Source organism: Pseudomonas sp. BN606 (assembly GCF_029873115.1).
Taxonomy (GTDB): domain Bacteria; phylum Pseudomonadota; class Gammaproteobacteria; order Pseudomonadales; family Pseudomonadaceae; genus Metapseudomonas.
Window position 1 is genome coordinate 60,279 of record NZ_SSOF01000036.1, and the last position, 22,314, is coordinate 82,592.

Annotated in this window: 20 protein-coding genes, 1 tRNA gene and 1 rRNA gene; 7 read left to right on the forward strand and 15 right to left on the reverse strand. The window is 64.0% G+C overall.

Annotation, left to right across the window (positions count from 1 at the left end):
* Positions 1-71 precede the first annotated feature (71 nt).
* Together E8E75_RS02760 and E8E75_RS02765 are read left to right on the forward strand one after the other, a co-directional pair.
* Positions 72-1,145 carry a fatty acid desaturase gene (locus E8E75_RS02760; RefSeq protein WP_153919506.1) on the forward strand — a complete coding sequence of 358 codons (1,074 nt, stop codon included), beginning with the start codon at positions 72-74 and terminating at the stop codon, positions 1,143-1,145.
* A 96-nt stretch (positions 1,146-1,241) separates the two neighbouring features.
* On the forward strand, positions 1,242-1,406 hold the full coding sequence (locus E8E75_RS02765; RefSeq protein ID WP_120653706.1) for a rubredoxin: 165 nt from the start codon (positions 1,242-1,244) through the stop codon (positions 1,404-1,406).
* A gap of 138 nt (positions 1,407-1,544) precedes the next feature.
* Here E8E75_RS02765 and E8E75_RS02770 read toward each other — a convergent pair whose 3' ends face one another.
* Positions 1,545-2,492 carry an autotransporter domain-containing protein gene (locus E8E75_RS02770; RefSeq protein ID WP_256673008.1) on the reverse strand — a complete coding sequence of 316 codons (948 nt, stop codon included), beginning with the start codon at positions 2,490-2,492 and terminating at the stop codon, positions 1,545-1,547.
* A 121-nt stretch (positions 2,493-2,613) separates the two neighbouring features.
* On the opposite strand from E8E75_RS02770, the gene E8E75_RS02775 reads away from it, so the two are divergent.
* A complete protein-coding gene (locus E8E75_RS02775) occupies positions 2,614-3,516 on the forward strand; it encodes a DMT family transporter (protein WP_153919503.1) in 903 nt (300 codons plus the stop codon).
* Between the two features lie 60 nt (positions 3,517-3,576).
* Entirely contained in the window at positions 3,577-4,497 is a 921-nt protein-coding gene (locus tag E8E75_RS02780) for a LysR family transcriptional regulator (protein WP_153919499.1), read from the forward strand.
* Here E8E75_RS02780 and E8E75_RS02785 read toward each other — a convergent pair.
* Entirely contained in the window at positions 4,486-5,058 is a 573-nt protein-coding gene (locus E8E75_RS02785) for a TetR/AcrR family transcriptional regulator (RefSeq protein WP_120653710.1), read from the reverse strand. The two genes, E8E75_RS02780 and E8E75_RS02785, sit on opposite strands and share 12 nt — an antisense overlap.
* A gap of 87 nt (positions 5,059-5,145) precedes the next feature.
* Here E8E75_RS02785 and E8E75_RS02790 point away from each other — a divergent pair, with 87 nt between their 5' ends.
* Both E8E75_RS02790 and E8E75_RS02795 read left to right on the forward strand, forming a co-directional pair.
* On the forward strand, positions 5,146-5,886 hold the full coding sequence (locus E8E75_RS02790) for an SDR family oxidoreductase (RefSeq protein WP_120653711.1): 741 nt from the start codon (positions 5,146-5,148) through the stop codon (positions 5,884-5,886).
* 103 nt (positions 5,887-5,989) lie between these two features.
* Positions 5,990-6,580 (forward strand): 2-hydroxychromene-2-carboxylate isomerase, encoded by a 591-nt coding sequence (locus tag E8E75_RS02795; protein WP_120653712.1) that lies wholly within the window; start codon positions 5,990-5,992, stop codon positions 6,578-6,580.
* On the opposite strand, the gene E8E75_RS02800 is transcribed toward E8E75_RS02795, so the two are convergent.
* The 4 genes from E8E75_RS02800 to gabD form a co-directional block, all read right to left on the reverse strand.
* Positions 6,541-7,797: an HDOD domain-containing protein gene (locus E8E75_RS02800; protein WP_153919493.1), complete on the reverse strand. Its 1,257-nt coding sequence runs from the start codon at positions 7,795-7,797 to the stop codon at positions 6,541-6,543. The genes E8E75_RS02795 and E8E75_RS02800 overlap by 40 nt on opposite strands.
* 119 nt (positions 7,798-7,916) lie before the next feature.
* A complete protein-coding gene (locus E8E75_RS02805; protein ID WP_120653714.1) occupies positions 7,917-9,128 on the reverse strand; it encodes an HDOD domain-containing protein in 1,212 nt (403 codons plus the stop codon).
* A gap of 348 nt (positions 9,129-9,476) precedes the next feature.
* Positions 9,477-10,754, reverse strand: a complete 1,278-nt coding sequence (gabT, locus tag E8E75_RS02810) for a 4-aminobutyrate--2-oxoglutarate transaminase (protein ID WP_153919487.1) — start codon at positions 10,752-10,754, stop codon at positions 9,477-9,479.
* A gap of 169 nt (positions 10,755-10,923) precedes the next feature.
* Positions 10,924-12,375 (reverse strand): NADP-dependent succinate-semialdehyde dehydrogenase, encoded by a 1,452-nt coding sequence (gabD, locus tag E8E75_RS02815; protein ID WP_120653716.1) that lies wholly within the window; start codon positions 12,373-12,375, stop codon positions 10,924-10,926.
* Positions 12,376-12,696: 321 nt separating this feature from the next.
* Between gabD and E8E75_RS02820 the strand changes: the two genes are divergently transcribed.
* Positions 12,697-12,773: transfer RNA gene (locus E8E75_RS02820), tRNA-Arg, on the forward strand.
* A gap of 60 nt (positions 12,774-12,833) precedes the next feature.
* On the opposite strand, the gene E8E75_RS02825 is transcribed toward E8E75_RS02820, so the two are convergent.
* The 9 genes from E8E75_RS02825 to rrf form a co-directional block, all read right to left on the reverse strand.
* Positions 12,834-13,826, reverse strand: coding sequence for an asparaginase (locus tag E8E75_RS02825; protein WP_120653717.1), 993 nt, complete (start codon positions 13,824-13,826; stop codon positions 12,834-12,836).
* 62 nt (positions 13,827-13,888) lie between these two features.
* On the reverse strand, positions 13,889-14,746 hold the full coding sequence (locus E8E75_RS02830) for a proline/glycine betaine ABC transporter permease (RefSeq protein WP_153919484.1): 858 nt from the start codon (positions 14,744-14,746) through the stop codon (positions 13,889-13,891).
* A gap of 4 nt (positions 14,747-14,750) precedes the next feature.
* Positions 14,751-15,764: an ABC transporter substrate-binding protein gene (locus E8E75_RS02835; protein WP_153919482.1), complete on the reverse strand. Its 1,014-nt coding sequence runs from the start codon at positions 15,762-15,764 to the stop codon at positions 14,751-14,753.
* Between the two features lie 34 nt (positions 15,765-15,798).
* Positions 15,799-18,453 carry a TonB-dependent receptor gene (locus E8E75_RS02840; RefSeq protein WP_256673003.1) on the reverse strand — a complete coding sequence of 885 codons (2,655 nt, stop codon included), beginning with the start codon at positions 18,451-18,453 and terminating at the stop codon, positions 15,799-15,801.
* Between the two features lie 113 nt (positions 18,454-18,566).
* Positions 18,567-19,517 carry a FecR domain-containing protein gene (locus E8E75_RS02845; RefSeq protein WP_120653721.1) on the reverse strand — a complete coding sequence of 317 codons (951 nt, stop codon included), beginning with the start codon at positions 19,515-19,517 and terminating at the stop codon, positions 18,567-18,569.
* On the reverse strand, positions 19,507-20,031 hold the full coding sequence (locus E8E75_RS02850) for a sigma-70 family RNA polymerase sigma factor (protein WP_120653722.1): 525 nt from the start codon (positions 20,029-20,031) through the stop codon (positions 19,507-19,509). The genes E8E75_RS02845 and E8E75_RS02850 overlap by 11 nt, the downstream gene beginning before the upstream one ends.
* Before the next feature lie 118 nt (positions 20,032-20,149).
* A complete protein-coding gene (locus E8E75_RS02855) occupies positions 20,150-20,935 on the reverse strand; it encodes a PhnD/SsuA/transferrin family substrate-binding protein (protein WP_153919477.1) in 786 nt (261 codons plus the stop codon).
* A gap of 9 nt (positions 20,936-20,944) precedes the next feature.
* Positions 20,945-21,889, reverse strand: a complete 945-nt coding sequence (locus E8E75_RS02860) for a fatty acid desaturase (protein WP_120653724.1) — start codon at positions 21,887-21,889, stop codon at positions 20,945-20,947.
* A gap of 296 nt (positions 21,890-22,185) precedes the next feature.
* Positions 22,186-22,301: ribosomal RNA gene (rrf, locus tag E8E75_RS02865) — 5S ribosomal RNA — on the reverse strand.
* Positions 22,302-22,314: the final 13 nt, after the last annotated feature.

Below are 22,314 nucleotides of genomic sequence, written 5' to 3' on the forward strand. Positions count from 1 at the left end.
GCGTGCTCGGTCGGGCGCGGCGACGGCTCGGAACGGCACAGTAGAACCATCTCCGACAAGAGGATGGAAGCATGTCCGCCAAGCCTGCAAGCCCCCGCACGCTAAATGACCAGCAGCGATCAGCGCATATTCGTGAAGTGGTGATGGCCAGTGGCAACGCACTGCGCCAGCGTTTTCCCGTGTTGCAACATCAGGACGCCATCGGCGCAGGCATCCTCGCCTTCGCCTTGGCCGGCATGCTGGGTTCCGCCCTGCTCTATCTGAACGACCAGATCGCCTGGTGGGCCTGCCTGCTGCTCAACGCCTTCTTTGCGTCGCTGACCCACGAGCTGGAGCACGATCTGATTCACAGCATGTACTTCCGCAAGCGCAAGGTGCCGCACAACCTGATGATGGCGCTGGTCTGGATGGCGCGGCCAAGCACCATCAACCCCTGGATTCGTCGCCACCTGCACCTCAACCACCACAAGGTGTCCGGTACCGAGACCGACCTCGAAGAACGCGCCATCACCAACGGCGAACCCTGGGGCCTGGCGCGTCTGCTGATGGTCGGCGACAACGTGATGTCCTCGCTCATCCGCATGCTGCGAGCCAAGACCTGGACACAAAAGCGCAGCATCCTCTGGCGCACCCTGAAGGTCTACGCGCCACTGGCGCTACTGAACTGGGCCACTTGGTACGTCTTCCTCGGTTTCCACGCCATCGACACCCTGGCCTGGGCCCTGAATGCCCCTATCGCCTGGTCGGCCGGCACCCTTGAAGTGATGAACATCGTCAACATCGCCGTGGTGGTGCTGGTGGGACCGAACGTACTGCGCACCTTCTGCCTGCACTTCGTCAGCTCCAACATGCACTACTACGGCGACGTCGAACTGGGCAACGTGATCCAGCAGACCCAGGTGCTCAACCCTTGGTGGATGTGGCCACTGCAAGCGTTCTGCTTCAACTTCGGCAGCACTCACGCCATCCATCATTTCGTGGTCAAGGAGCCGTTCTACATCCGTCAGTTGACGGCGCCGGTAGCGCACAGGGTGATGCGCGAGATGGGCGTGCGCTTCAACGATTTCGGCACCTTTGGCCGCGCCAACCGCTGGCACCCGAAGGAGCAGCCAGTCACCCAGCCCGCCCAACCCACCGTTGGATAGGGCACGGGCTGCGCGCCGCCGCCCCTATGATCGCGACAACGCGCGCCCCTGGGCGCACGCCTTCCCCGAGCACAGCTGCAAGCATGAGGTAGCGGCATGAAAACCTGGATTTGTGTGGTCTGCGGCCTGATTTACGACGAAGCCAAGGGCTGGCCCGACGAGGGCATCCCCGCCGGTACCTCCTGGAACGACGTGCCAGACGACTGGATCTGCCCGGACTGTGGCGTCGGCAAGAACGATTTCGACATGCAGGAAATCTGAGCCCGAATTCGCGGTGCCTCTTCCCTGTGGGAGCGAATTCATTCGCGATCGATACGACGCCAGCGTCATGAGGGGCAGCCCTTTGGCCTGCTTCGCGAATGAATTCGCTACAAGCTTCACCTCGTCGTCGATTCCGTCTCAAAACCTCAGGCTCACCCGCGCCGTCAGCCCGTTGTCCCGCGCGTCTTCGGCATAGGTGCCGTTATAGAACAGCCCGGCGTAGGCCTGTTCGGTAAGCTGGTAATCCACCCCCGCGTCCAGCCTGAAAGCGTCCCGGGTCAGTGCCACGGCGGCGCCACTCTCGTCGTCGATCCGGCTGTCGCTGAAAGCATGCCGCCAACCCGAGCTGATGCGCGCGGTCAGGCGCCGCCCCGATTCAAGCTCGATGCGCGTGGTACCGCGCAGGCCGAAGGTGCTGTAGCCGATCTCGTCGCGCTGGCTACCGAGGCTGCCCCGCGAATCGCTGTCCAGGCGCACGTAGGCCAGCTCGCTGAAACCTTCTGCGCTGAAGTCACGAAAATCCAGGGAGTAGCTGAGCTCGCCGAACACCTGGCCGCTATCGGCATCGGCCGCGCGCGTGTCACCGTCGTGGCCACTCCAGGCCGCCCCCAACTTCACGCCGATCTGGTTGTAGATCTTGGTGCCGGCGTAGGCGCCCAGATGCAGGCTGTGGATATCCGCATCCACACCCTGCACCTCCACGGAGGTGGTCGAGTAGCCGCCCATCACACCAGCGAACCAGTTACCCAGCTTGCGCTCGCTGCCCAGCAAGAGTCCGCCGATATCCCGCTCACGGCGGGGCGCCCGGTGGTCCGCATCCGCCGAGCCGTGACTGCCGAAAGCCCGCGCCCAAGCCGGCGTCTGTCCCTCTTCCAGGGGCGGTTCACGGAAGGAAAAACGGATCTGCTGGATGCGCTCGGATGCGGCATCGCGGAGGAAGTGGCTGTCTTCCAGCAAGCTGACGCGACTGGACGCGGCAAGGGGGTCGCCAAGGGCCTGCGCGCTCAGCAACAAGGAGCAGAGACCGGCAATGACGACGCGCGGCGATGGATGCTGGCCCATGCAGGGCACCTCCAGACGGGGCATGTGGATAACTCTAGTTCGATGCTGGGCAATTCAATTTCCCGAATCCACCCCCGAGTTTCTGATTTGCCGGAGATTCACGACGTTGGCGCAATGGCCACCGGCACACATAAGGAACCTGCCCATGCGCCCGCTGCTTTCCCCCGGCCTCAATGCCCATGCCTCAATGCTGCTCTGGGCATTGCTGGTAGCGCTATCGTTCTTCGCCGCTGCCCAGCTGAACCCGGCGCTCGACGCCCTGCCACTCACCGCATTGCGCCTGCTGCTTTCAGGAAGCCTGTTCTTGCCCTTGCTTCTGTTTTGCCGCCCCGGTCTTCCTGGCGGACGCGCACTGTTGGCGCATGTGGTGCTGGGTGGGTTGTTGGCACTCTATTTCGGCAGCCTGTTCGAAGCGCTGAAACACACCAAGGCACTGGACACCGCGCTGCTTTACGTCAGCGTGCCGCTGCTGACGCTCGGCGGTGAACGCCTGCTGCTGGGCAAACCGGTGCTGCAACGGCTTTGGCCGACCCTCATCGCCGCGCTCGGCGCCCTGGCCCTGCTCGGCCTCGACAATGCCCATTTCGATACCTATGCCTATACGGTCTACGGTATCGGCTGTCTCGCCATGGCGCTCTATGCCCCACTCAGCCAGCGTCTGAAACCCTGGCTCGGTGCCGAACGCGGCGCCGCTTCCCTGGCCTGCGGCAACCTGCTGGCAGGTGGCTTGCTGCTCGTCCTGGTCAGCACCCTCGGCCAGCGCTGGGACGGCCTGCAAGGCATCGCCCTGCGCGACATCGGTTGGCTGTTCTACCTGGCCCTGACCGCTACCCTCGCGACCTTCTGGCTCCTGCACAGGGCCATCCATTGGCTGCCACCGGCAACAGTGATCGCCTATAGCTACCTGAGCGGCCTGTTCGCCCTGCTGCTGCAGAGCGTCTGGCTACACAAGGTACCCGCGCCGCTGGCCTGGGCCGGTGCCGTGCTGATTGTCCTCGGCATGCTCTGGCTGGCTCGCCTGAGCCCGGCGCGCACGGCCACCGCCTGAGTGCTTGCCATGTCGACAGGCTCGGGTTCTGATGGCGTTCCTGCCCCATGGAACCCGACCATGCTGCTCGCGAACGGACTACGCAAGATCGATTTCCAGGACCTCTTGGTGTTTCTCGAAATCTACGAGCGGCAGCACCTGGGGGAAGTCGCGGAGGTACTGAACCTCAGTGCCTCCAGCGTCAGCTACAGCCTGAGAAAACTCCGCGGTACCCTCGACGATGAGCTCTTCATCGCCACTCGCAGCGGCATGCGACCCACCCGCAAGGCCCTGGCCATGCGCCCCCACGCCCGCGCCATGATCGATCTGATGAACGCCTGCTTCAGCGAGTCCCGCGCCTTCGACCCCAGCCAGGCACCGCGTACGTTCCGCCTCTGCGCGCCGGAGTACTTCGAGCTGCTGATCCTGCCGCCTTTGCTGCGCCGACTGAGCGATGCGGGCTACCCGGTGAGCCTGGAGGTGCAACGCCTGGGCCGGGAAATTCCCGCCGAGGCCCTGGTGCAGGGTGAGCTCGACCTGGCCCTGGGCTTCGGCCCGAATCAGCACCGCGCCCACCCCGGAATAGTGAGCCTGGCGCTGCTCAAGGATGAGCTGCTCTGCGTACGTGCCGCCGAAACGGAGCCCGTGGCGGACCTGGATGCATTCTGCGCACGACGCCAGGTGTTCCCCACACCCTGGGACTCGGATCGCAACATGATCGATGGCTGGCTGCAGCAGCAAGGCCGCTCCCGGCAGTTCGCCGCCCGCACCAACAATTACCTGGCCGCCCTGCAACTGATCCCGGCCAGCGAGTTGCTGCTGGTGCTGCCGGCGCGGGTGTATGAGCTATTGGGTAACCCCCGTACCGCCGCAAGTCCATTGCCCGACCTGCCAAGCTTTTCCCTGGAGCTGCTCTGGGCTCAGCCCTTCGACCAGGACCCGGCAAACATCTGGCTGCGCGAGCAGATTCTGAGCGTCTGCGCCGAGCAGTCACTTCTCTAGCAGGTCATCCACCACCCGGCCGAGGAAACCGCGACTCGCGTTCAGCACCTCGGCCTGGGTCTCTTCGCGGGCGAGCATGCGCGCCACCACCAATGCACCGACGCACTGGGAAATCATCGCCCAGGCCAGCTCGCCGTCTTCAAGGATTTCCGCCCAGGCACGCTGCAACTGCAGCATCCAGTGCTCGGCCTCCTCACGAACGGGAAGGTCGGCGCGGGCGATTTCAGCCCCCAGCGCCGGGATGGCGCAGCCGGTGTCGGGGTTCTGCAGATGGGCCATGCTCAGATAGCGGTCGAGGCAGCGCTCCAGCTTGTCACGGCAGAAGCCTTCGCCACGGGCGACGTGGCCGATCAGGCTCTGTGAAAGTTCGCGCTGGACGATGGCAGTGAAGAGGTCGTTCTTCGACGGGAAGTGGCTGTAGAAGGCGCCTCCGGTCAAGCCGATGGCTTTCATCAAGCCGTCGACGCCGGTGGTGGAAAAGCCGCCGAGCTTGGCAATGGCACCACTGCTTTCCAGCAGTTTTTGCCGGGTTTCTTCCTTGTGGGTGGCTGAATAACGCACGACGACCTCCGGTGGACTGGCTTGACGCACTGGCGAGCATAGCATAACGTCCGTTAAGCTAACGATCGTTCAGTAAAGGTGAACAGCATGGCTAGCGATACCGAGAACAAGAAAGTGGTACTGGTAATTGGTGCCGGTGACGCCACCGGCGGCGCCATCGCCCGGCGCTTCGCCCGCGAAGGGTATGTCGCCTGCGTGACCCGGCGAAGCGCCGACAAACTGCAGCCCCTGGTGGATGCCATTCGTGCCGAAGGTGGCGAAGCTCACGGCTTCGCCTCCGATGCACGCAAGGAAGAAGAGGTCGCCGAGTTGGTTGAAACCATCGAACGCGACATCGGCCCGATCGAAGCTTTCGTCTTCAACATCGGCGCCAACGTGCCCTGCAGCATCCTTGAGGAAACGGCGCGCAAGTACTTCAAGATCTGGGAGATGGCCTGCTTCTCGGGCTTCCTCACCAGCCAGGCGGTCGCCCGTCGCATGGTCACGCGCGAGCGCGGCACCATCCTCTTCACCGGCGCCACCGCCGGACTGCGCGGTGCCGCCGGGTTCGCCGCCTTCGCCGGGGCCAAGCACGGCATTCGCGCCCTGGCCCAGAGCATGGCGCGCGAGCTTGGCCCGCGAAATATCCACGTCGCCCACGTTGTGGTGGACGGTGCCATCGACACCGAATTCATCCGCGACAGCTTCCCCGAGCGCTACGCACTGAAGGACCAGGACGGCATCCTCGATCCCGACCACATCGCTGAGAACTACTGGTACCTGCACAGCCAGCCGCGCGATGCGTGGACGTTCGAACTGGATCTGCGGCCCTGGATGGAACGCTGGTGATCCCATAGGAGCGAGCTTGCTCGCGAAATGCTCCCGCACGGCCTCGTTCGCGAGCACGCTCGCTCCTACCTGGCCGTAGCCGAAACCAACGACGAGAACCCTCATGACCAAAACCGTCGAATTCTTCTTCGACCTCGGCAGCCCGGCCAGCTACCTGGCCTGGACCCAGCTGCCGGGGATCTGCGCCAGGACCGGCGCCACGCTGCACTATCGCCCAATGCTGCTGGGCGGTGTGTTCCAGGCCACCGGCAATGCCTCGCCTGCCGCCGTTCCGGCCAAGGCGCGGCACACCATGATCGATATGCAGCGCTTCGCCCGACGCTATGACGTGCCGATGCACTTCAACCCCTTCTTCCCCATCAACACGCTGACGCTGATGCGCGCCGCCATCGGCGTGCAGATGCGTCAGCCAGAACGCTTTGGAGCCTATCTAGATGCCATGTTCCGCGCGCTCTGGCAGGACAAGCGCAATCTCGGCGACCCCGTCGTGCTGGCCGCCGTCCTGCAGGAGGCCGGCTTCGATCCCCAGGCGATGCTGGCCCTGGTGGGTGAACAGGAGGTGAAGGACGCGCTTAAGGCAGTTACCGAAGAAGCAGTGAAACGCGGAGTATTCGGCGCACCCACCTGTTTTGTCGGTGAAGAGATGTTCTTCGGTCAGGATCGGCTGGATTTCGTCGAGGAAGCACTGGCCTGAGTCGACATCCCGAGCTTCGGCAGCGACGCCAGCAATGCGGCGTCGAGGCCGAGCATTCGCGCAGCCTTGTGTTTGGCCAGTTGGGCCGCGTCCTCGCCTTCCGGAAGCTCGGCGGCCAGCTTGGCGATGTGCAGGATGAGCGCATCCTTGGAGTAGACACCTCCGCCCAATTGGTACGCGGCCGCGATCAGCTGGCGCAGTTCCAGGGGCAGGCGCCAGCGCGTGCGCAGGGCCGAGCCGTATGGAGCGCCATGCGTACGCAGTGCCTCTTCGACCTGCTCGGCCGTCAGCTCCTCGCCTCCCAGGTCGCGCCAGCTCTGGATGCTGCGCAATACCGCCAGATCGCCGAGCAGGTGCAACAGGCCAGCGGTGTAGCAACGCTCGCCATCCCCCTCCAGGCATTGAGCCAGCCAGCGTGCCAGCTCGGCGGTGCGCTGGCATTGCTGCCAGATGCGTTCGCCGTGGGGTAGCAGCAGTGGGTCCGTCAGGTCGACACTGCGTTGCAGCGCCAGCCCCTGCGCCAGGTTGAGGCTGTGCTGCGACCCCAGCCGGGCAACGGCCTGATCCAGGGTCTGGCAACTGTTGCCCAGGTGCTGGCCAGCACTGTTCGCGGCGGCAATCAACTGACCGGTAAGCTGCGGGTCCTGGAGAAACAGGGGCTGCAGTTCGGCCAGGTCGCGCTTGTGAGACTGCATGGCGTGATCCAACGCCTCATGTACCACCTTCAACAACGGCGCCCCGGATGAGGTTTCACGCGCTTTGCCCAGGTACTCCTCCAGGCTCTGCATGTTCGGGACGGACGGAACCGGGCAGGCTAGCTCCTCGCCCGGTTCCAGCAACAGGTTACGCAGGCGCTGCAGCAGGTCCTCGGCATTGAAGGGCTTGGCCAGGTAGGCGGTAGGAGCCAATGGCAAGGCTGCGCGAACGCTGGCGGCGTCCACGCGCTCGGTGATCAGGAAAAAGGGGACTGGCGGATGGCGTCGCTGCCGCCGGACTTCGCGCAGCAGCTCAAGGCCACCGATGCCCGGCAGCCCGTAGTCGACAATCAGCAAGTCCGGCCAACCTGTGCGGCAATGCTCGAGCACGCTCTGGCTGTCCGGCAGCACCTCGAGATGTGCGTCGCATCGCGCCTTGCGCACCAGCTCGACAAGCAGCTCGGCACTCCAGCGGTCAGGGTCGGCAATCAGCACCTTGGGTGCCCGCTCCATATCTGCCATGCGTGGCGATCCAGTTCAGCTGTAACTCTGGGTGAAAAATCCTGTACGGCTCGTACAAGAAGTGCGAGCACTTCAGCAGACTAGACAATGCGGGCGCTCGCGCGCCAGCCCGGACAACGTCAGGGCAGCAAGCGCGCCGGAAGACGTTCCAGTAGTGCGGGATCGAGCCGCAGCAATCGTGCTGCTCGTTGTTCCATCAGGCTTGTCGGGGCTGCACCGTGCGACAGGCACAGCAGGGCCGCACAGAGGTTGAGTACCAGCGCTTCGCGGGAGAACACGCCAGCGCCCAGACCGTGGAAAGCCGCCACCAGTTCGCGCAGACCGAACGGCAAGCGCCAACGGATGCGCAGGGCCGAGCCGAAGCCCGCCGCCCTCCGCTGCATCACATCCTGCAGTTCATCGTTGCTCAGGCTGCCCCCGGAATCCTGCCAATCCTGCAGACTGCGCAGCAGGGCCAGTTCACCCAAGTTGTGCAACAGTCCGGCGGTGTAGCAGAGCTCGGCATCCAGCTCCAGTTCGCTGGCCAGCCAGTAGCCCAGCTCGGCACTGCGCTGGGCGGCCTGCCAGGCCAGTTCGGCCAGCTCCGCCAGGCGCGGGTCGTGCAGCCGCGCGTTGCGCTCCAGGGCCATGCCGAGCACAAGATTGAGGACGCGGGTGACGCCGAGTCGCTGCATGGCCTGACCCAGCGTCTGGCAGGGCATGCCGAAGTGCTGGGCAGCGCTGTTGGCGGCGGCGATCAGCCGTGCGGTGATCTGCGGGTCGCGGGAGAAGATTTCATCGAGGTCGCGCAGGTCGACCTGATCGGCGTGCAGGCATTGGCTGACCGCCTCGCGAACATCATCCAGCAGCGGTGCCCCCTGCCCCTCCTCGCGCACACTGTCGAGGTACTCCTTGAGGTTGTTGAGCAACAGCGCGGGCGCCTGGCCGCCGACAACGGAGTCGCTGGCCGGCAGCAGTGTGCTGAGGCGCTTGCGCAGCTTGGCCGCATTGAACGGCTTACCCAGGTAGGCCGTCGGCGCCAAGGGCCGCACGGCACGCACGCTGGCTGCATCCACGCGGGCGCTGATCAACACGAAAGGTAACGCGGGGGTGCGGGGGTGGCGACGCAGTTGGCGCAGCAGTTCGACTCCATCGATGCCGCCCAACTCTCCATCGGCAATTACCAGCTCCGGCAAGCGCCGCTTGCAGCGTGCCAGGGCTTCGAGGCCATCGGCCACCTGCAACACTTTGGCGGTGCCGCATATGTCCAACACGAGCTGGGCGAGTAGCTCCGACGTCCACGGATCGGCCTCGGCAATCAGGACTTCCGGGGCCTGGGCTAGGACGGGCATGGATACCTCGGGTGGCAGATAGGTCGTCACCGACAATCTACGCAGGGCCGGGAAATGGCCGAGAGGCAGGTCGGATTCGTCGTCAGAACAGAAGGCCGGCAGTCTAAACCGGGGGCCAGGCAGAGGATAGTGATCTAGGCCAAGGTCGGTAGCGAAAAACAACCTCATGCGGTTCCTGTCGTAGAGGGGATCTCGTTCGCCAGGTAGACCTAAGGATTGTTCTGCGGAGCTTCATACGCAGCCCTGCGCGACCCGCTCCCAGAGGGCGGGAGAGTCGTACGTGTCACTCCTGATCATCCAGGCAAAAAAAGACCCGCCGAAGCGGGTCTCTTTTCACTACCTGGGGAATCAGGCCAGTTCGTCGAAGCACTCGGCGACAATGGCGATGCCCTTGTCCAGTTGTGCGTCGGGAATGGTGACCGGCATCAGGAAGCGGATGACGTTGTAGTAGGTGCCGCAGGACAGCAGGATCAGGCCTTTCTCACGAGCGCGAGCCACGATCTTGCCAACCAGTTCGGCGGCCGGCTTGCTTTCGTCGCCGCCTTCGAACAGCTCGATGGCAACCATCGAACCCAGGCCGCGGACGTCACCGATGACCTTGTGCTTGGCTGCGATTTCACGCAGGCCGGCCTTCAGGCGCTCGCCTACAGCCTGGCTGCGCTCCAGCAGTTTCTCTTCGTCGAACACTTTCAGCACGGCCAGGGCCGCGGCACAAGCGATCGGGCTACCGGCGTAGGTGCCGCCCAGGCCGCCGGGAGCGATGCTGTCCATGACTTCGGCCTTGCCGACTACGCCGGAGATCGGGAAGCCACCGCCAACGGACTTGGCGAAGGTGGTCAGGTCAGGCACGACGCCCAGTTGCTCGGTGGCGAAGAAGGTGCCGGTACGGCCAGCGCCAGTCTGTACTTCGTCGGCGATCAGCAGGATGCCGTGCTGGTCGCACAGGGCGCGCAGGCGCTGCATGAAGGCCTTGGAGTTGACGTAGAAACCACCTTCGCCCTGAACCGGCTCGATGATGATGGCAGCGATGTCTTGCGGCTGGGCATCGTTCTTGAAGATGCGCTCGATGCTGGCGATGGACTCGTCTTCGCTGATGCCGTGCAGTTCGCACGGAGCCAGGGCACGGAACACGCCGCCCGGCATCAGGCCCATACCAGCGGAGTACGGAACCACCTTGCCGGTCAGGGACAGGGTCATCATGGTGCGGCCGTGGTAGGCGCCGGTGAAGGCGATCACGCCAGCGCGGCCGGTGGCGGCGCGAGCGATCTTCACGGCGTTCTCAACGGCTTCGGAGCCGGAGGTCACCAGCAGGGTCTTCTTGGCGAAGTCGCCCGGCACGCGCTTGGCGATCTCTTCGCAAAGCTCGATGTAGGGCTCGTAGGCCAGCACCTGGAAGCAGGTGTGGGTCAGCTTGGTCAGCTGCTCCTGAACGGCCTCGATCACTTTCGGGTGCAGGTGGCCGGTGTTCAGTACGGCGATACCGCCGGCGAAGTCGATGTACTCGCGGCCGTCGACGTCCCAGACGGTGGCGTTCTCGGCGCGCTCGGCGACGATCGGGTGGATCTGGCTGACACCGCGGGCAACAGCGGCGGCACGGCGTTTCAGCAGGGATTCGTTCTTGCTCATAAGTTCCTCACGGCCGCTCATCGGGCGGCGCAATCTCAAGGATTAATGCCCCCGGTAGGGGCCAGCGCAGCATTCGATGATCGACTGCGCGGGCTTGCCGGAGGCTCGTTTTCTCTAGGGGTGGAACTGGGGCGCCGCGCGCTCTTTCGCGCCTTGCCCCGTCTTTGGATCAGATACCGCCGAGGCAGAGATACTTGATCTCCAGGTAATCCTCGATGCCGTATTTGGAACCTTCGCGGCCCAGGCCAGAAGCCTTCACGCCGCCGAAGGGCGCCACTTCGTTGGAGATCAGGCCGGTGTTGATGCCCACCATGCCGTACTCCAGGGCCTCGGCCACGCGGAATACGCGGCCCAGGTCACGGGCGTAGAAGTAGGAAGCCAGGCCGAATTCGGTGTCGTTCGCCATGGCGATGACGTCGGCTTCGTCCTTGAAGCGGAACAGTGGAGCCAGCGGACCGAAGGTCTCTTCCTTGGCCACGGCAGCGTTCTTCGGTACGTCGACCAGGATGGTCGGCTCGAAGAAGGTGCCACCCAGGGCGTGCGGTTTGCCACCGGCAACCACTTTGGCGCCCTTGGAAACGGCGTCGGCGATGTGCTCCTGGACCTTGGCCACGGCTTTCTCGTCGATCAGCGGGCCGGTGGTGGTGCCGTCTTCCAGACCGTTGCCGATCTTCAGCTTGGCCACAGCAGCCTTCAGCTTCTCGGCGAAGGCTTCATAGATGCCGTCCTGCACGTACAGGCGGTTGGCGCAGACGCAGGTCTGGCCGTTGTTGCGGTACTTGGAGATCAGCGCGCCTTCAACGGCGGCGTCCAGGTCGGCGTCATCGAAGACGATGAACGGAGCGTTACCGCCCAGTTCCAGGGAGACCTTCTTGATGTCCTTGGCGCACTCGGCCATCAGCTGACGGCCGATCTCGGTGGAGCCGGTGAAGGACAGCTTGCGCACGACCGGGTTGCTGGTCAGCTCGCCACCGACTTCGCCGGCACTGCCGGTGACCACGCTCAGCACGCCTTTCGGGATGCCGGCACGTTCGGCCAGTTCGACCAGGGCCAGGGCGGAGTAAGGAGTCTGGGAAGCGGGCTTGATCACCATGGTGCAGCCGGCGGCCAGAGCCGGGCCGGCCTTGCGGGTGATCATCGCGGCAGGGAAGTTCCACGGGGTGATGGCAGCGGTCACACCGATCGGCTGCTTGATCACGATCAGGCGCTTGTCGGGCTGGTGGCCGGGGATCACGTCACCGTAGACGCGCTTGGCTTCTTCGGCGAACCACTCGATGAAGGAAGCGGCGTAGGCGATCTCGCCCTTGGCCTCGGCCAGCGGCTTGCCCTGTTCGATGGTCATCAGACGGCCCAGGTCGTCCTGGTTTTCCATCAGCAGCTCGAACCAGCGACGCAGTTTGTTGGCGCGTTCCTTGGCGGTCAGCGCACGCCAGGCCGGCAGAGCACGCTCGGCAGCCTCGATGGCGCGGCGGGTCTCGGCGGTGCCCATCTTCGGCACGGTGCCGATGATTTCGCCAGTGGCCGGGTTGTTGACCTTGATGGTCTGGCCGCTGTCGGCGTCCAGCCAGGTGCCGTCGATATAGGCTTGCTGGCGGAACAGCTTGGCGTCTTTCAATTGCATCTCTGTCTCCTTCACACCGGCGCTGCACGGGCGCCGGGGCAGGTTGTTGTTCTTCAGCCAATGCGGGATTGGCCAGGACGGAGTGATTGGAACGGCCCGGCTTATGGAGGGGCGAGGGGGCGTTTGAAATCTCAAACGGAATCCTAGGGTGCGAGAAACTTAAGGGCAATAGGCCGTTCGATAAAATCAACAAAAAGTGGGTGCAGTTTGTCGAAATCCTGATCAAAGATGACCAGAAGCGGCACCATCGTTCAACATTGCGAACAAGGTTTTGCCGCATGGACGCAAGGGTCTGACATCGGTATCATGGCGCCCCCATACGCATCCGTAGCTCAGCTGGATAGAGTACTGCCCTCCGAAGGCAGGGGTCGTGGGTTCGAATCCCGCCGGATGCGCCAAATCAGAAAGCCCGCCAAGTGCGGGCTTTCGCGTTTCTGGTCGAAAGGCGACGTGCGCTGTCAGTCAGCTGATTCCCCGCAGAGATCGAGCGCAAGCCAGCGCTCCACTTCTGCCTGAGCCAGGCCAGCACCAAGCAGACTGAATAGTTTGCCCAGGGCTGCCTCGCGGGTCATGCCATCGCAGGAGACCAGGCCGCTGCTGGCCAGCTGGCTGCCGGCAGCATAGACGCCGAACTTCACTGCGCCTTCAGGGCATTGGCTGATAGCCGCCAGGACTACGCCGCGTGCGTGGGCGTCCTTGAGGGCGCTGAGGATGTCGGCGTTGTCCGAAGGGCCGGTGCCGCTGCCATAGCACTCCAGCAGGAGCCCCTGGACGCCGCTATCCAGCACCGCGCGCAGCTGCGTTGCGGCGAGACCGGGGAACAGCGGCTGCACGGCGAGGCTGACCGGCTGGCGCTGCATGTGGTAGTCCAGCTCGGCCGGGAATGTCGAGGCGCGCTGGCCATTGCGCAAGCGCCGGGCTTCGATGAAGGCGTCAAAGGCATCGCTCTTCTGCTTGCTGGCGCGAGTGCCATTGAGCAGCAGACCGTTGAAATAAAGGTGCACGCCGGGAGCAACGCCTGCGGCCAGCAGCGCCAGGGCGCCAAACAGGTTTGGCCAGGCATCGCCGCCATCGACGCCGGCAGGCTGCATCGAGCCGGTAAGCACTACCGGCACCGGTAGGCCGAGAAGCAGAAAGGACAGTGCAGCGGCGCTGTAGGCCAGGGTGTCGGTGCCATGCAACACCAGTACCGCATCGCAACTGTCCCGCTCCACTCCTTCGACGATGGCATCGCGCATAGTCAACCAGTTGGCCTGGGTCATGTTGGCGCTGTCCAGCAGCGGCAGCAGTTCGCGGAACATCCATGGTGGCGTCGGACGCTGCGGCTGGGTGGCCTGCTCGGCGCGTAGCCGGGCCTCGAATCCCGAGGCCGGTGCGAGGCCGGCATCGGTCATCTGCATGCCGATGGTGCCACCGGTATAGAGCACCAGGAGTTTGCGGGAGGGGGACATGTTTTCTCCGTTCTTATTAGTACTGCAGTCCTCCGCATCCTAATCCCGCGTCCCCTGGCGGCCTATCTGATTCTGCCGGCCCGCTGCGCCGGATCGCCGTATCCCTGGGTGATGCGATCGATCACCACGGCCAGCGCCACGATGGCCAGGCCCGCTTCGAAACCCAGGCCCACGTTCAGGGTCTGGATACCGGTCAGCACGTCCTCGCCCAATCCGCGGGCGCCGATCATGGACGCGACCACCACCATGGACAGGGCCATCATCACCGTCTGGTTGAGGCCGGCCATGATGGTCGGCAGGGCCAGGGGCAACTGTACGTAGCGCAGGCTCTGCCAGCGATTGGCGCCCAGGCAGGCAGCAGCCTCGGTGACCGATACATCCACTTGGCGGACACCCAGCTCGGTGAGTCGGATCAGCGGCGGCAGGGCATAGACCAGGGTGGCGAAAATGGCCGGCACCTTGCCGAGGCCGAAGAGCATCAGCACCGGGATCAGGTAGACGAAACTCGGCAGCGTCTGCATGACGTCCAGCATCGGCATCAGAAGGCGCCGCGCCAGTGGCTTACGTGCCAGAAGGATGCCGATGGGCACGCCCACCAGAACGCTCAGGCAGGTCGACACCAGCACCAGGGCGCAGGTCTGCAGCAGCTTGTCCCAGAGACCGACCACGCCGATGAGGAAGAGCAGCCCCACCAGGACAGCCGCCCGGCGCCAACTGCGCGAGGCATGCCAGGCAAGACCACCGACCAGGGACAGGAGCAGCCACCAGGGACAGACGCGCAGCAGGCCTTCGATGCCGGCGACCAGCTGCAGAAGACTGTCGGAGACCTCGCGGAAAGCATCGCCGTAATGGAGAACGAGCCAGTCGACGAAGCGGTTCACCGCGTCGGCGATGGAGTAGTGCAGGGATTGCGGGAACATGACGTCAGAGACTCCCGCGCACGCGCTCAGCGACGTCGGCTGGTACCCATGCCTGCCAGATGGCGGGCTGTTCGCGGAGGAAGCGTTCGGCTACCTGGCGCGGCGGCAGTCGTTTCTCGCTCATCTCCGCCAGGGTGCTGTTGAGCAGCCCGATGGGCAGGTCGACCTTCTCGAAGAAGGTCACCAGCTCCGGGTACTCGGTGCGGAAGGGGGCGGAGACACCGATGGTCAGCCGCGCCGGCATGGAGCGCGTGCCGCGCGGATTGGGGTTTCGCGCATCGGCCAGGGTCTTCCACGCTTCGGCGTTGAAAGGCGGTTCTTCCAATTGCACCAGCTTGTAGCGACCCAGCAGCGGGGTCGGCGACCAGTAGTAGAAGAGCACCGGTTTGCCGCGGCGTATGGCCGAGCCGATTTCGGCATCCAGCGCCGCGCCGGAGCCGGTGCGGAAATTGACGAAGCTGTCGGTGAGGCCATAGGCCTTGAGCTTCTGGCTGTTGACGATTTCCGAAGTCCAGCCGGTGGGGCTGTTGAGGAAGCGACCCTTCTCGGGGCTTTCCGGGTCACGAAAGACCGCTTTGTAGCGCGGCAAGTCCGCCACCGAGCGCAGGTCCGGTGCCAGGGCCGGGATGCCACGCTCCGGGTCACCCTTGATCACATACTCGGGCACCCACCAACCTTCGGTGGCGTGCTTGACGGTATCGCCGAGGGCGAACACCTTGCCCTCGCCTTCGGCCTTGATCCAGGCCGGACTGCGCCCGGCCCACTCCTCGCCTATGACTTGCACGTCGTCCCGCACCAGGGCCGCCTCCAGGCTGACAGTGCTGCCGGGCAGGGTTTCAGTGCGATAGCCATAACCCTTCTCCACCAGCAGGCGGAGTAGCTCGGTGATCAGGCTGCCGCTTTCCCAGGTGATGTCGGCGAAATGGATGGGTTGGCGCTGCTCCGCCGCAGGCAGGGACTGCGCAAGCAGCCCCAGGGCCAGCAGCGAGCCGCCCAGCAGTTTCTTGATGGTGGTCATGGGCACCTCATAGCGTCCTTGGATGGGTGGCCGGTCAGAAGTCGTAGCTGAGCCGGGTGTAATAGAAGGCCCCTTCCGGCGCTGCCGGGGCCAGGTAGCTGTACTGCTGCGCTGGGGTCTGCCGCAGGCGCGGGTTGAAGTCGTCGGGATGGCTGTCGAAGAGGTTGTTGGCGCCCACCGAAAGGCGCAGCTGCTGGGTGAACGCATAGTTCACATCCAGGTCGGTGACCCACTGGGCGGAGAAGGTCTGGTCGAACTGGGCATTGCTGGCGGAGGCGGCGTACTTGCGGTACTCGCCGTAGCGGGTCTGGTAGAGGCTGACCGTCCAGGGCCCCAGGCGATGCACGGCGCCCAGCACGAGCTTGTCTTCCGGGTAGCCGTGTTCCAGGTAGCCACGGGACTCACGGGTGACCGTCTCGAAACCGTGGGGGTTGGCGTGGACCTTCTCGATGCGGGTGCGGGTCCGTGTGTAGCCGGCGGAAAGGTCGAGGTCACCGTAGACGTCCAGGTCGATCTCGTACTTGCCGACGATATCGACGCCGCGAGTGCGGGTATCGGCGGCGTTGGTCATGAACTGCGCCCAGGCGTACTGGCCAAAGCCCGCAGCGGTGAGAATCGCCTCGGCCTCCGGGCCGGAGATTCCGCCGCTGAATAGAATGCGATCGCGGATGTCGATCTGATACGCATCGATGGTCAGCGAAGCATGGTCGCTGGGGCGAAACACCAGGCCGAGGGAGTAGTTGGTGGACTTCTCCGGCTTGAGGTCCTGGGCACCGAGGGCCTGCGCGGCCGGGTGGCTGACCGGCAGCATGCGGGTGAGTACAGGATTGCCGTTGGCGTCGACGTTGGTGGTGGTGGTCCAGGAGGTGCCGATCTGCCCCAGGGTGGGCGCCCGGTACGCATTGTTGAGGGTGCCGCGCACGCCAATCTCCGGGGTCAGCTCGTAGCGCGCCGAGATCTTGCCGGTGCTGGTGGTGCCGAAGTCATCGTAGTGCTCGGTGCGTCCGGCCAGGCCGAACTGGAATTTCTCGGTGAGTTGGGTTTCCAGGCCGAGGTAGATGCCGCCGACCTCGCGCTTGTAGGTGCCGGCATCGTCCGGTTGCAGGCCGGAAGCCTGTATGGCACCCACTTGCACGCCATCGATACCGCCGAAGGAGTAGGAGGCAAAGTCGCCTTCCTCCAGTCGGTATTCCTCTTCACGCCAGGCCGCGCCGGCGGAGAAGGTCAACGGACTGGCGGCCCAGTCGACATCGAGATCGCGGACGTAGTCCAGGGCAAGGTTGGTCTGCTCGTTGATCAGGGTGGCGACTTCGAAGCGTGTCGGGCTCGCCGCCCCATAGCTCGGGTTGACGGTGTTGAAGGCCTTCTCGTCATGCTTGTCGCGGCTGTAGGTGGCACTGAAATCGAAGCGACCGATGTCGGCATCCTCGAAACGAGAACCCAAGGTCAGCGCCCCGTCTTCATAGCGATAGCGATACTTGGGAATGGTGCCGTCGGGGTAGATCGCCGGCACGTTGTTCGGGCTGCCGGCCAGCAGCGGCGGGGTGTTGTTGAAGGATTCGTCCTGGCCGTAGGTAGCGAAACTGTAGAGACGCCAGCGGTCGTCCAGGCCGACTTCGGCATTGGCCGCCAGATTGTACTTCTCGCGGCTGGCACCACCCCAACGCGGGTCTTGCACCTTGCCTTCGGCGACGAACTTGTCGCCGATATCGGTGGGCTTGTTGTTCAGCCCATTGGCACTGAGGGTGAGGAAACCATCGCCGGGCAAGGCCAGGCCGTGCCAGACATCCGCGGACTTGCTGAAGCCGTCGCCTTGGCCGTACTGGCCAACGCGTGCGTTGGCCTGGCCACCGTTGTCGCGCTCCTTGAGGACGATGTTGATCACCCCGGCCACGGCATCCGAGCCGTACTGTGCGGAGGCACCGTCGCGCAGCACTTCGATGTGGTCGACGGCGCTGATCGGGATCATGTCCAGGTCTACCGGCTGGGCGCCGATGAATGGCACGCCGCCAGAGATATTGACCACCGCCGAGGCATGGCGGCGCTTGCCGTTCACCAGCACGAGGGTCTGATCCGGGGACAGGCCTCGCAGGGATGCGCCCTTGGGGTCCTGGCCACGAGTGGCGCTCTGGTTCTGCGGGAAGTTGAACGAGGGCAGCAGCTGGAACAGCGCTTGGTTTAGGCTGGTGGCCCCGATGCGGACCAGTTCCTTGCTGTCGATGACATCCACTGGGGCAGCACTGGTCAGGGCAGTAGTGTCGTGGCGGCGGGTACCGACGGAGATTACTCGCTCCAGCACCGGCTCCTCCGGCACTGCGGCCCGGGGCACGACCTGGGTGGATGGCGGCGCGACGGGACGCTCGCCGCTGCCCTTGACGATGAAGGCGCCAGCCGGGGTGACCTGCAGATCAAGACCAGTGCCCCGCAGGGCAGCATTCACTGCCTGGGTTGCCGAAAGATCGCCTTCCACGGCGGCAGCGGAAAAGCGGCCCACTTCAGGCGTAAAGGAGATGACCTGCCCACTCTGACGACTGATGCTGAGCAGTACCTCGTCCAGCGGACCGGGTGCGATGTGGAAGCTGTGCCGGGTTTCTTCGGCCGCGTATGCGCAAGTGAGGATGAAGCTGGCCAGCGGGCCGAGGGCAAAGGCCGCAAGACGGCGGCGATTCGAAGCAGCGATAGGACGCAAGATGACTCCCCCAAGGAATCCATTGTGGTGCTGCTCCCTGCAGCGCCTTCGCATGGGGTGTGCATCGGCGCTGCGGAATCTTGCAGATCGTTTGGTTATGCCCTTAGAACCGCTCAGGCGGGGAGCAGGCTTATCCACAGGTTGGTGCGGCGGACGATGCGCAACGGCAAGGTACGGCTGAGGGCGTCCAGCACCTGATCGCTGGCGTCCAGGCGGAACAGGCCGCTGACGCGCATGCTTTCAAGCGCTGGGTGAACGCGCAGGATGCCCGCACGGTAGGGGCGCAGCGCTGCTATCACGTCCCGCAGCGGGATATCGCGGACCTCCAGTAGTCCGTCGACCCAGGCAGTTTCGCCAAGCCTCGCCTGCAGCACCGGCCCGAAGCGATGGGGGTCGAAATCCACCGCCTGGCCGGCGGGAAGTCGCAGCCGAACACCGCTTCGGTTAACCAGCTCCAGCGGGCCGCCAAGGGCGAGGACCCGACTCCGGCCATCCCGTTCGGCGACCATCATTCCGGCACCGGCGGAAGACACCCGTCCTATGCTGGTTTGCACGACGAAGGGTCTGCGATCTGCGCGCGCCACCTGGGCAAGTAGTTCGCCACCTCGCAGGCGCACGAGCCGTCTGCTGTCATCAAAGTCCAGGTCCACTGCGCTGCGAGCATTGAGTACCAAGCGGCTGCCGTCTGCCGCGTGCAAGCTACGACGCTGGCCAGTGCTGGTACGAAGATCGGCGGTCAGTTCGTCCAATGGCGTGAAGCGATTACCCAGCACGCCGGCACCGATCACCACGCCACTGCCCACCAGAGCGCGATGCAATAGCTGACGCCGGCTGGAGGGCGCCTCGAGTACCCGTTGCAGCAACTCGCTACCGGCGTCCTGCACCACCGGGCGCCGGAAGACGCCGAGGGTTTGCTCGAGGTGCGTACAGAGGCGTTCGTGGCGCGGGTCCTGCGCACGCCAGGAACTGAACGCGTGGAAGTCTGCATCGCTGGCGGCTCCCGAGCGTAACAACACTATCCAGCGTGAAGCCTGTTCGATCAGGGCGTCCTGCTCATTGCTCATGTCGGTACTCCAGGCTAACGCGCAGGCAGCGGGTGATGGCCTTGCCCATGTAGTCGCTCACTGAACGCAGTGAGATACCCAGTTCCGCGGCTATTTCGGGATAGGTCAGGCCGTTGACCTGGGACAGCAGGAAAGTGGCTTTTACCTTGGCTGGAAGACCGTCCAGCAGGCGGTCGATCTCCTCCAGGGCCTGGAGCATCTGTGCCAGCGCTTCCGGCGAGGGCGCCTCATGTTCGGGTTCGTTGAGCAGGGCATCGAGGTAGGCGCGCTCCAGGTCGCGGCGACGCCAGACCTGGTAGACCAGGCGCTGGGCGATGGTGGTCAACAAGGCTCGGGGCTGACGGATGGGCTCGATGAGCGGCGCGCTAAGCAACTGGACGAAGGTGTCGGCCGCGACGTCCTCAGCGCTGGCCGGGGAATCCAGGTAGCGGCGCAAGCGTCCGCAGAGCCAGGTGTAATGACTGCTGAATAGCGTGCCCACGTAAAGGCTGTGGGAGTTCTCGGCGCCGGACATGGCCACTCCATAAATCGGTCAATGCAGGGAGGGGTCCGGTGTTCCGGTGGATGAATCCTAGCAAGGCGTCTTATACGACAAAAATATTTAAATTCTATTTTTATAGATCATTAATGAATTAGAGGAGCTCCGCATAACCTTGCTCGATGGCCTGTTGTTGGTAGTCGAGGAGGAGCCGGTAATCGTCGTCTTTCGCGGGCAGGATTTCACGGATAGCCAGGACGGCGGCAACCTGGGGAAGGTAGCTCAACGCCTGGTTCATAGCCTCGCGCACACGCTCGGCCTCGTCGGGACCGAGATCGGCCGTGCAAATGTACGGCAGGGTCGGGCTGGGGGCGCTGCGCGCTATCAGGCGCAGGCCAGCCACCTCTTTCGGCGCGTAACGAGCCAAGTAGGCATAGGTGACGCTGTCTACCGCGGCAAGATCGGCCTTGTCCTCCCGTAGCAGGCGCAGGCTTTCACGGTGGCTACCGCTGTGGATAAGGCTGGAGAAGAAGGTTCCGCTTTGCTGCAACGGGGCAAGGCGATGGCGGAAGAGATTCATGCCTGTATTCGATCCGGCGTCATTGAGCACGCCGCGACTACAGAGGAAATCATCGAGTGTGGTTCGGGCGTCGTGAACGCGGGCGAGGATCAGACTGCAATGCCAGCCGTCTGTACTGTCGGGCAGCACGTAGTCAGGACGGCCTAGAACGCGAACCCGGCCGCGCAGTTGAGTGATCAGCGGATATCCACAGGTCTGGGTCAGCAACAGGCGGGGCGAGGTCCAGAGTTCTGGCAGGCTGAGACCATCGGCGGCAATCCGATCCTCGCCAAGCAGCTCGAGTATCCGTTTTAACCAGATGGCATTGGCCTCCTCCACACATTGCGGAGCGACGTACATCAACAGTTCGGCATGGCGCATGAACGCTCCTCAGTGGGCACTGGGATGACGGGGGCTATCGATCGGACGGAGTCCGTACCGGCGGAAGAACTCGCCATAGCCGCGCACGTGAAAACCACCGCTGCGTGCCAGCCATTGTTCACGGCGCACGCGGTATACCCGAGGCAGGTAGTACCAGGGCAAGCCAGGAAGGTCGTGGTGAACCAGGTGCAGGTTGATATGGAGGAAGAGCCAACTCCAGGGCCAGGCAGACTCGTTGATCACCGTCCGCTGTTCCGGGTGCTCCGCAGGGCGATGCTCATAGAACGAACGCACCATGGCCAGGGACAACGCGGGGACGCTCACCAGCAGCAGGTAGTGCCAGACGGACAGCTGGCTGAAACGGGCGATGAAGGCGAGCATCAGCAAGGTAGCCGTGCCGTGGACGATCCACATGATCCAGGCCTTGAGGTCACCCTTCAACAAGCGAGTAGCCTCCTCCCTGGCCAGCGACCATAGCGCCAGAGGGGGGCCAAGGAGCAGACGACCGAGCAGCGTCTTATCAAGCCATCGCAATGTGCGGGAAAGCCTGTGGCTGTTACTCCATTGGCGTTGGCCGAGGTAGCGGCTTTCGGGGTCAAGACCAGGCAAGGTCAAGTCCTCATCGCGGTGGTGACGCAGGTGGGTATCGCGATAGAGGGTATAGGGATACCACACCGCAAACGGGGCATAGCCGAGCAGTTTATTGATGCTGGCCCAGCGGGTTGGGTGGCCATGGAGCAATTCGTGCTGCACGGATAGCCAGAGCACCACCAGTGGAACGAGCAGCACGGTCGTCGGCCACAGCCCGAGGTGCGGGCTAGCCAGGTGCAAGCTGAACCAGCCGGCGTAAACGCCGATGAGCAACAACCAGGTCGGCCAATCGGTTCTCGCAGTCAGGCTGCTCTGCAGGCGCTCAACCTGCCGGCGCTGGGCATCATCCAGATAGCGCGGCATGGTCGCCCTCGGCTATCAGCTGGAGATAAGCGTGACTCATGGAGGCTCCTGCGTGAGGTCAGCGGAAAGGCCAGCGGCCTGTATTCCCGTCTGTGCAACGACGCAGGAAAAACATGCAGATCGATTGGTTATCAGGTGCTAACTGGAGAATCTATGAGCAATGGAGGCTGCTTGCTGCTACATCGAAGTGGGCTGCAGCGCGTTAGACGTGCGGGTTGGGAAGGCTGTGTGATGATTTTGCGCGCCCAAAGACAAACCCCCGAACCGTTTTCACGGATCGGGGGTTTGGGATAGAAGCTTGACGATGACCTACTCTCACATGGAGAAGCTCCACACTACCATCGGCGATGCGTCGTTTCACTGCTGAGTTCGGGATGGGATCAGGTGGTTCCAACGCTCTATGGTCGTCAAGCAATTCGGTTGGG

What these genes read in the sequence shown, in the direction of transcription:
- gabT (WP_153919487.1), bottom strand. Translation starts at nt 10,754, where the DNA reads ATGAGCAAGAACGAATCCCTGCTGAAACGCCGTGCCGCCGCTGTTGCC.
- E8E75_RS02825 (WP_120653717.1), bottom strand. Translation starts at nt 13,826, where the DNA reads ATGTCCCCCTCCCGCAAACTCCTGGTGCTCTATACCGGTGGCACCATC.
- E8E75_RS02780 (WP_153919499.1), top strand. Translation starts at nt 3,577, where the DNA reads ATGCTGCTCGCGAACGGACTACGCAAGATCGATTTCCAGGACCTCTTG.
- E8E75_RS02790 (WP_120653711.1), top strand. Translation starts at nt 5,146, where the DNA reads ATGGCTAGCGATACCGAGAACAAGAAAGTGGTACTGGTAATTGGTGCC.
- E8E75_RS02775 (WP_153919503.1), top strand. Translation starts at nt 2,614, where the DNA reads ATGCGCCCGCTGCTTTCCCCCGGCCTCAATGCCCATGCCTCAATGCTG.
- E8E75_RS02765 (WP_120653706.1), top strand. Translation starts at nt 1,242, where the DNA reads ATGAAAACCTGGATTTGTGTGGTCTGCGGCCTGATTTACGACGAAGCC.
- E8E75_RS02760 (WP_153919506.1), top strand. Translation starts at nt 72, where the DNA reads ATGTCCGCCAAGCCTGCAAGCCCCCGCACGCTAAATGACCAGCAGCGA.
- E8E75_RS02795 (WP_120653712.1), top strand. Translation starts at nt 5,990, where the DNA reads ATGACCAAAACCGTCGAATTCTTCTTCGACCTCGGCAGCCCGGCCAGC.
- E8E75_RS02845 (WP_120653721.1), bottom strand. Translation starts at nt 19,517, where the DNA reads ATGAGCAATGAGCAGGACGCCCTGATCGAACAGGCTTCACGCTGGATA.
- E8E75_RS02835 (WP_153919482.1), bottom strand. Translation starts at nt 15,764, where the DNA reads ATGACCACCATCAAGAAACTGCTGGGCGGCTCGCTGCTGGCCCTGGGG.
- E8E75_RS02770 (WP_256673008.1), bottom strand. Translation starts at nt 2,492, where the DNA reads ATGCCCCGTCTGGAGGTGCCCTGCATGGGCCAGCATCCATCGCCGCGC.
- gabD (WP_120653716.1), bottom strand. Translation starts at nt 12,375, where the DNA reads ATGCAATTGAAAGACGCCAAGCTGTTCCGCCAGCAAGCCTATATCGAC.
- E8E75_RS02800 (WP_153919493.1), bottom strand. Translation starts at nt 7,797, where the DNA reads ATGGCAGATATGGAGCGGGCACCCAAGGTGCTGATTGCCGACCCTGAC.
- E8E75_RS02860 (WP_120653724.1), bottom strand. Translation starts at nt 21,889, where the DNA reads ATGCCGCGCTATCTGGATGATGCCCAGCGCCGGCAGGTTGAGCGCCTG.
- E8E75_RS02855 (WP_153919477.1), bottom strand. Translation starts at nt 20,935, where the DNA reads ATGCGCCATGCCGAACTGTTGATGTACGTCGCTCCGCAATGTGTGGAG.
- E8E75_RS02830 (WP_153919484.1), bottom strand. Translation starts at nt 14,746, where the DNA reads ATGTTCCCGCAATCCCTGCACTACTCCATCGCCGACGCGGTGAACCGC.
- E8E75_RS02805 (WP_120653714.1), bottom strand. Translation starts at nt 9,128, where the DNA reads ATGCCCGTCCTAGCCCAGGCCCCGGAAGTCCTGATTGCCGAGGCCGAT.
- E8E75_RS02850 (WP_120653722.1), bottom strand. Translation starts at nt 20,031, where the DNA reads ATGTCCGGCGCCGAGAACTCCCACAGCCTTTACGTGGGCACGCTATTC.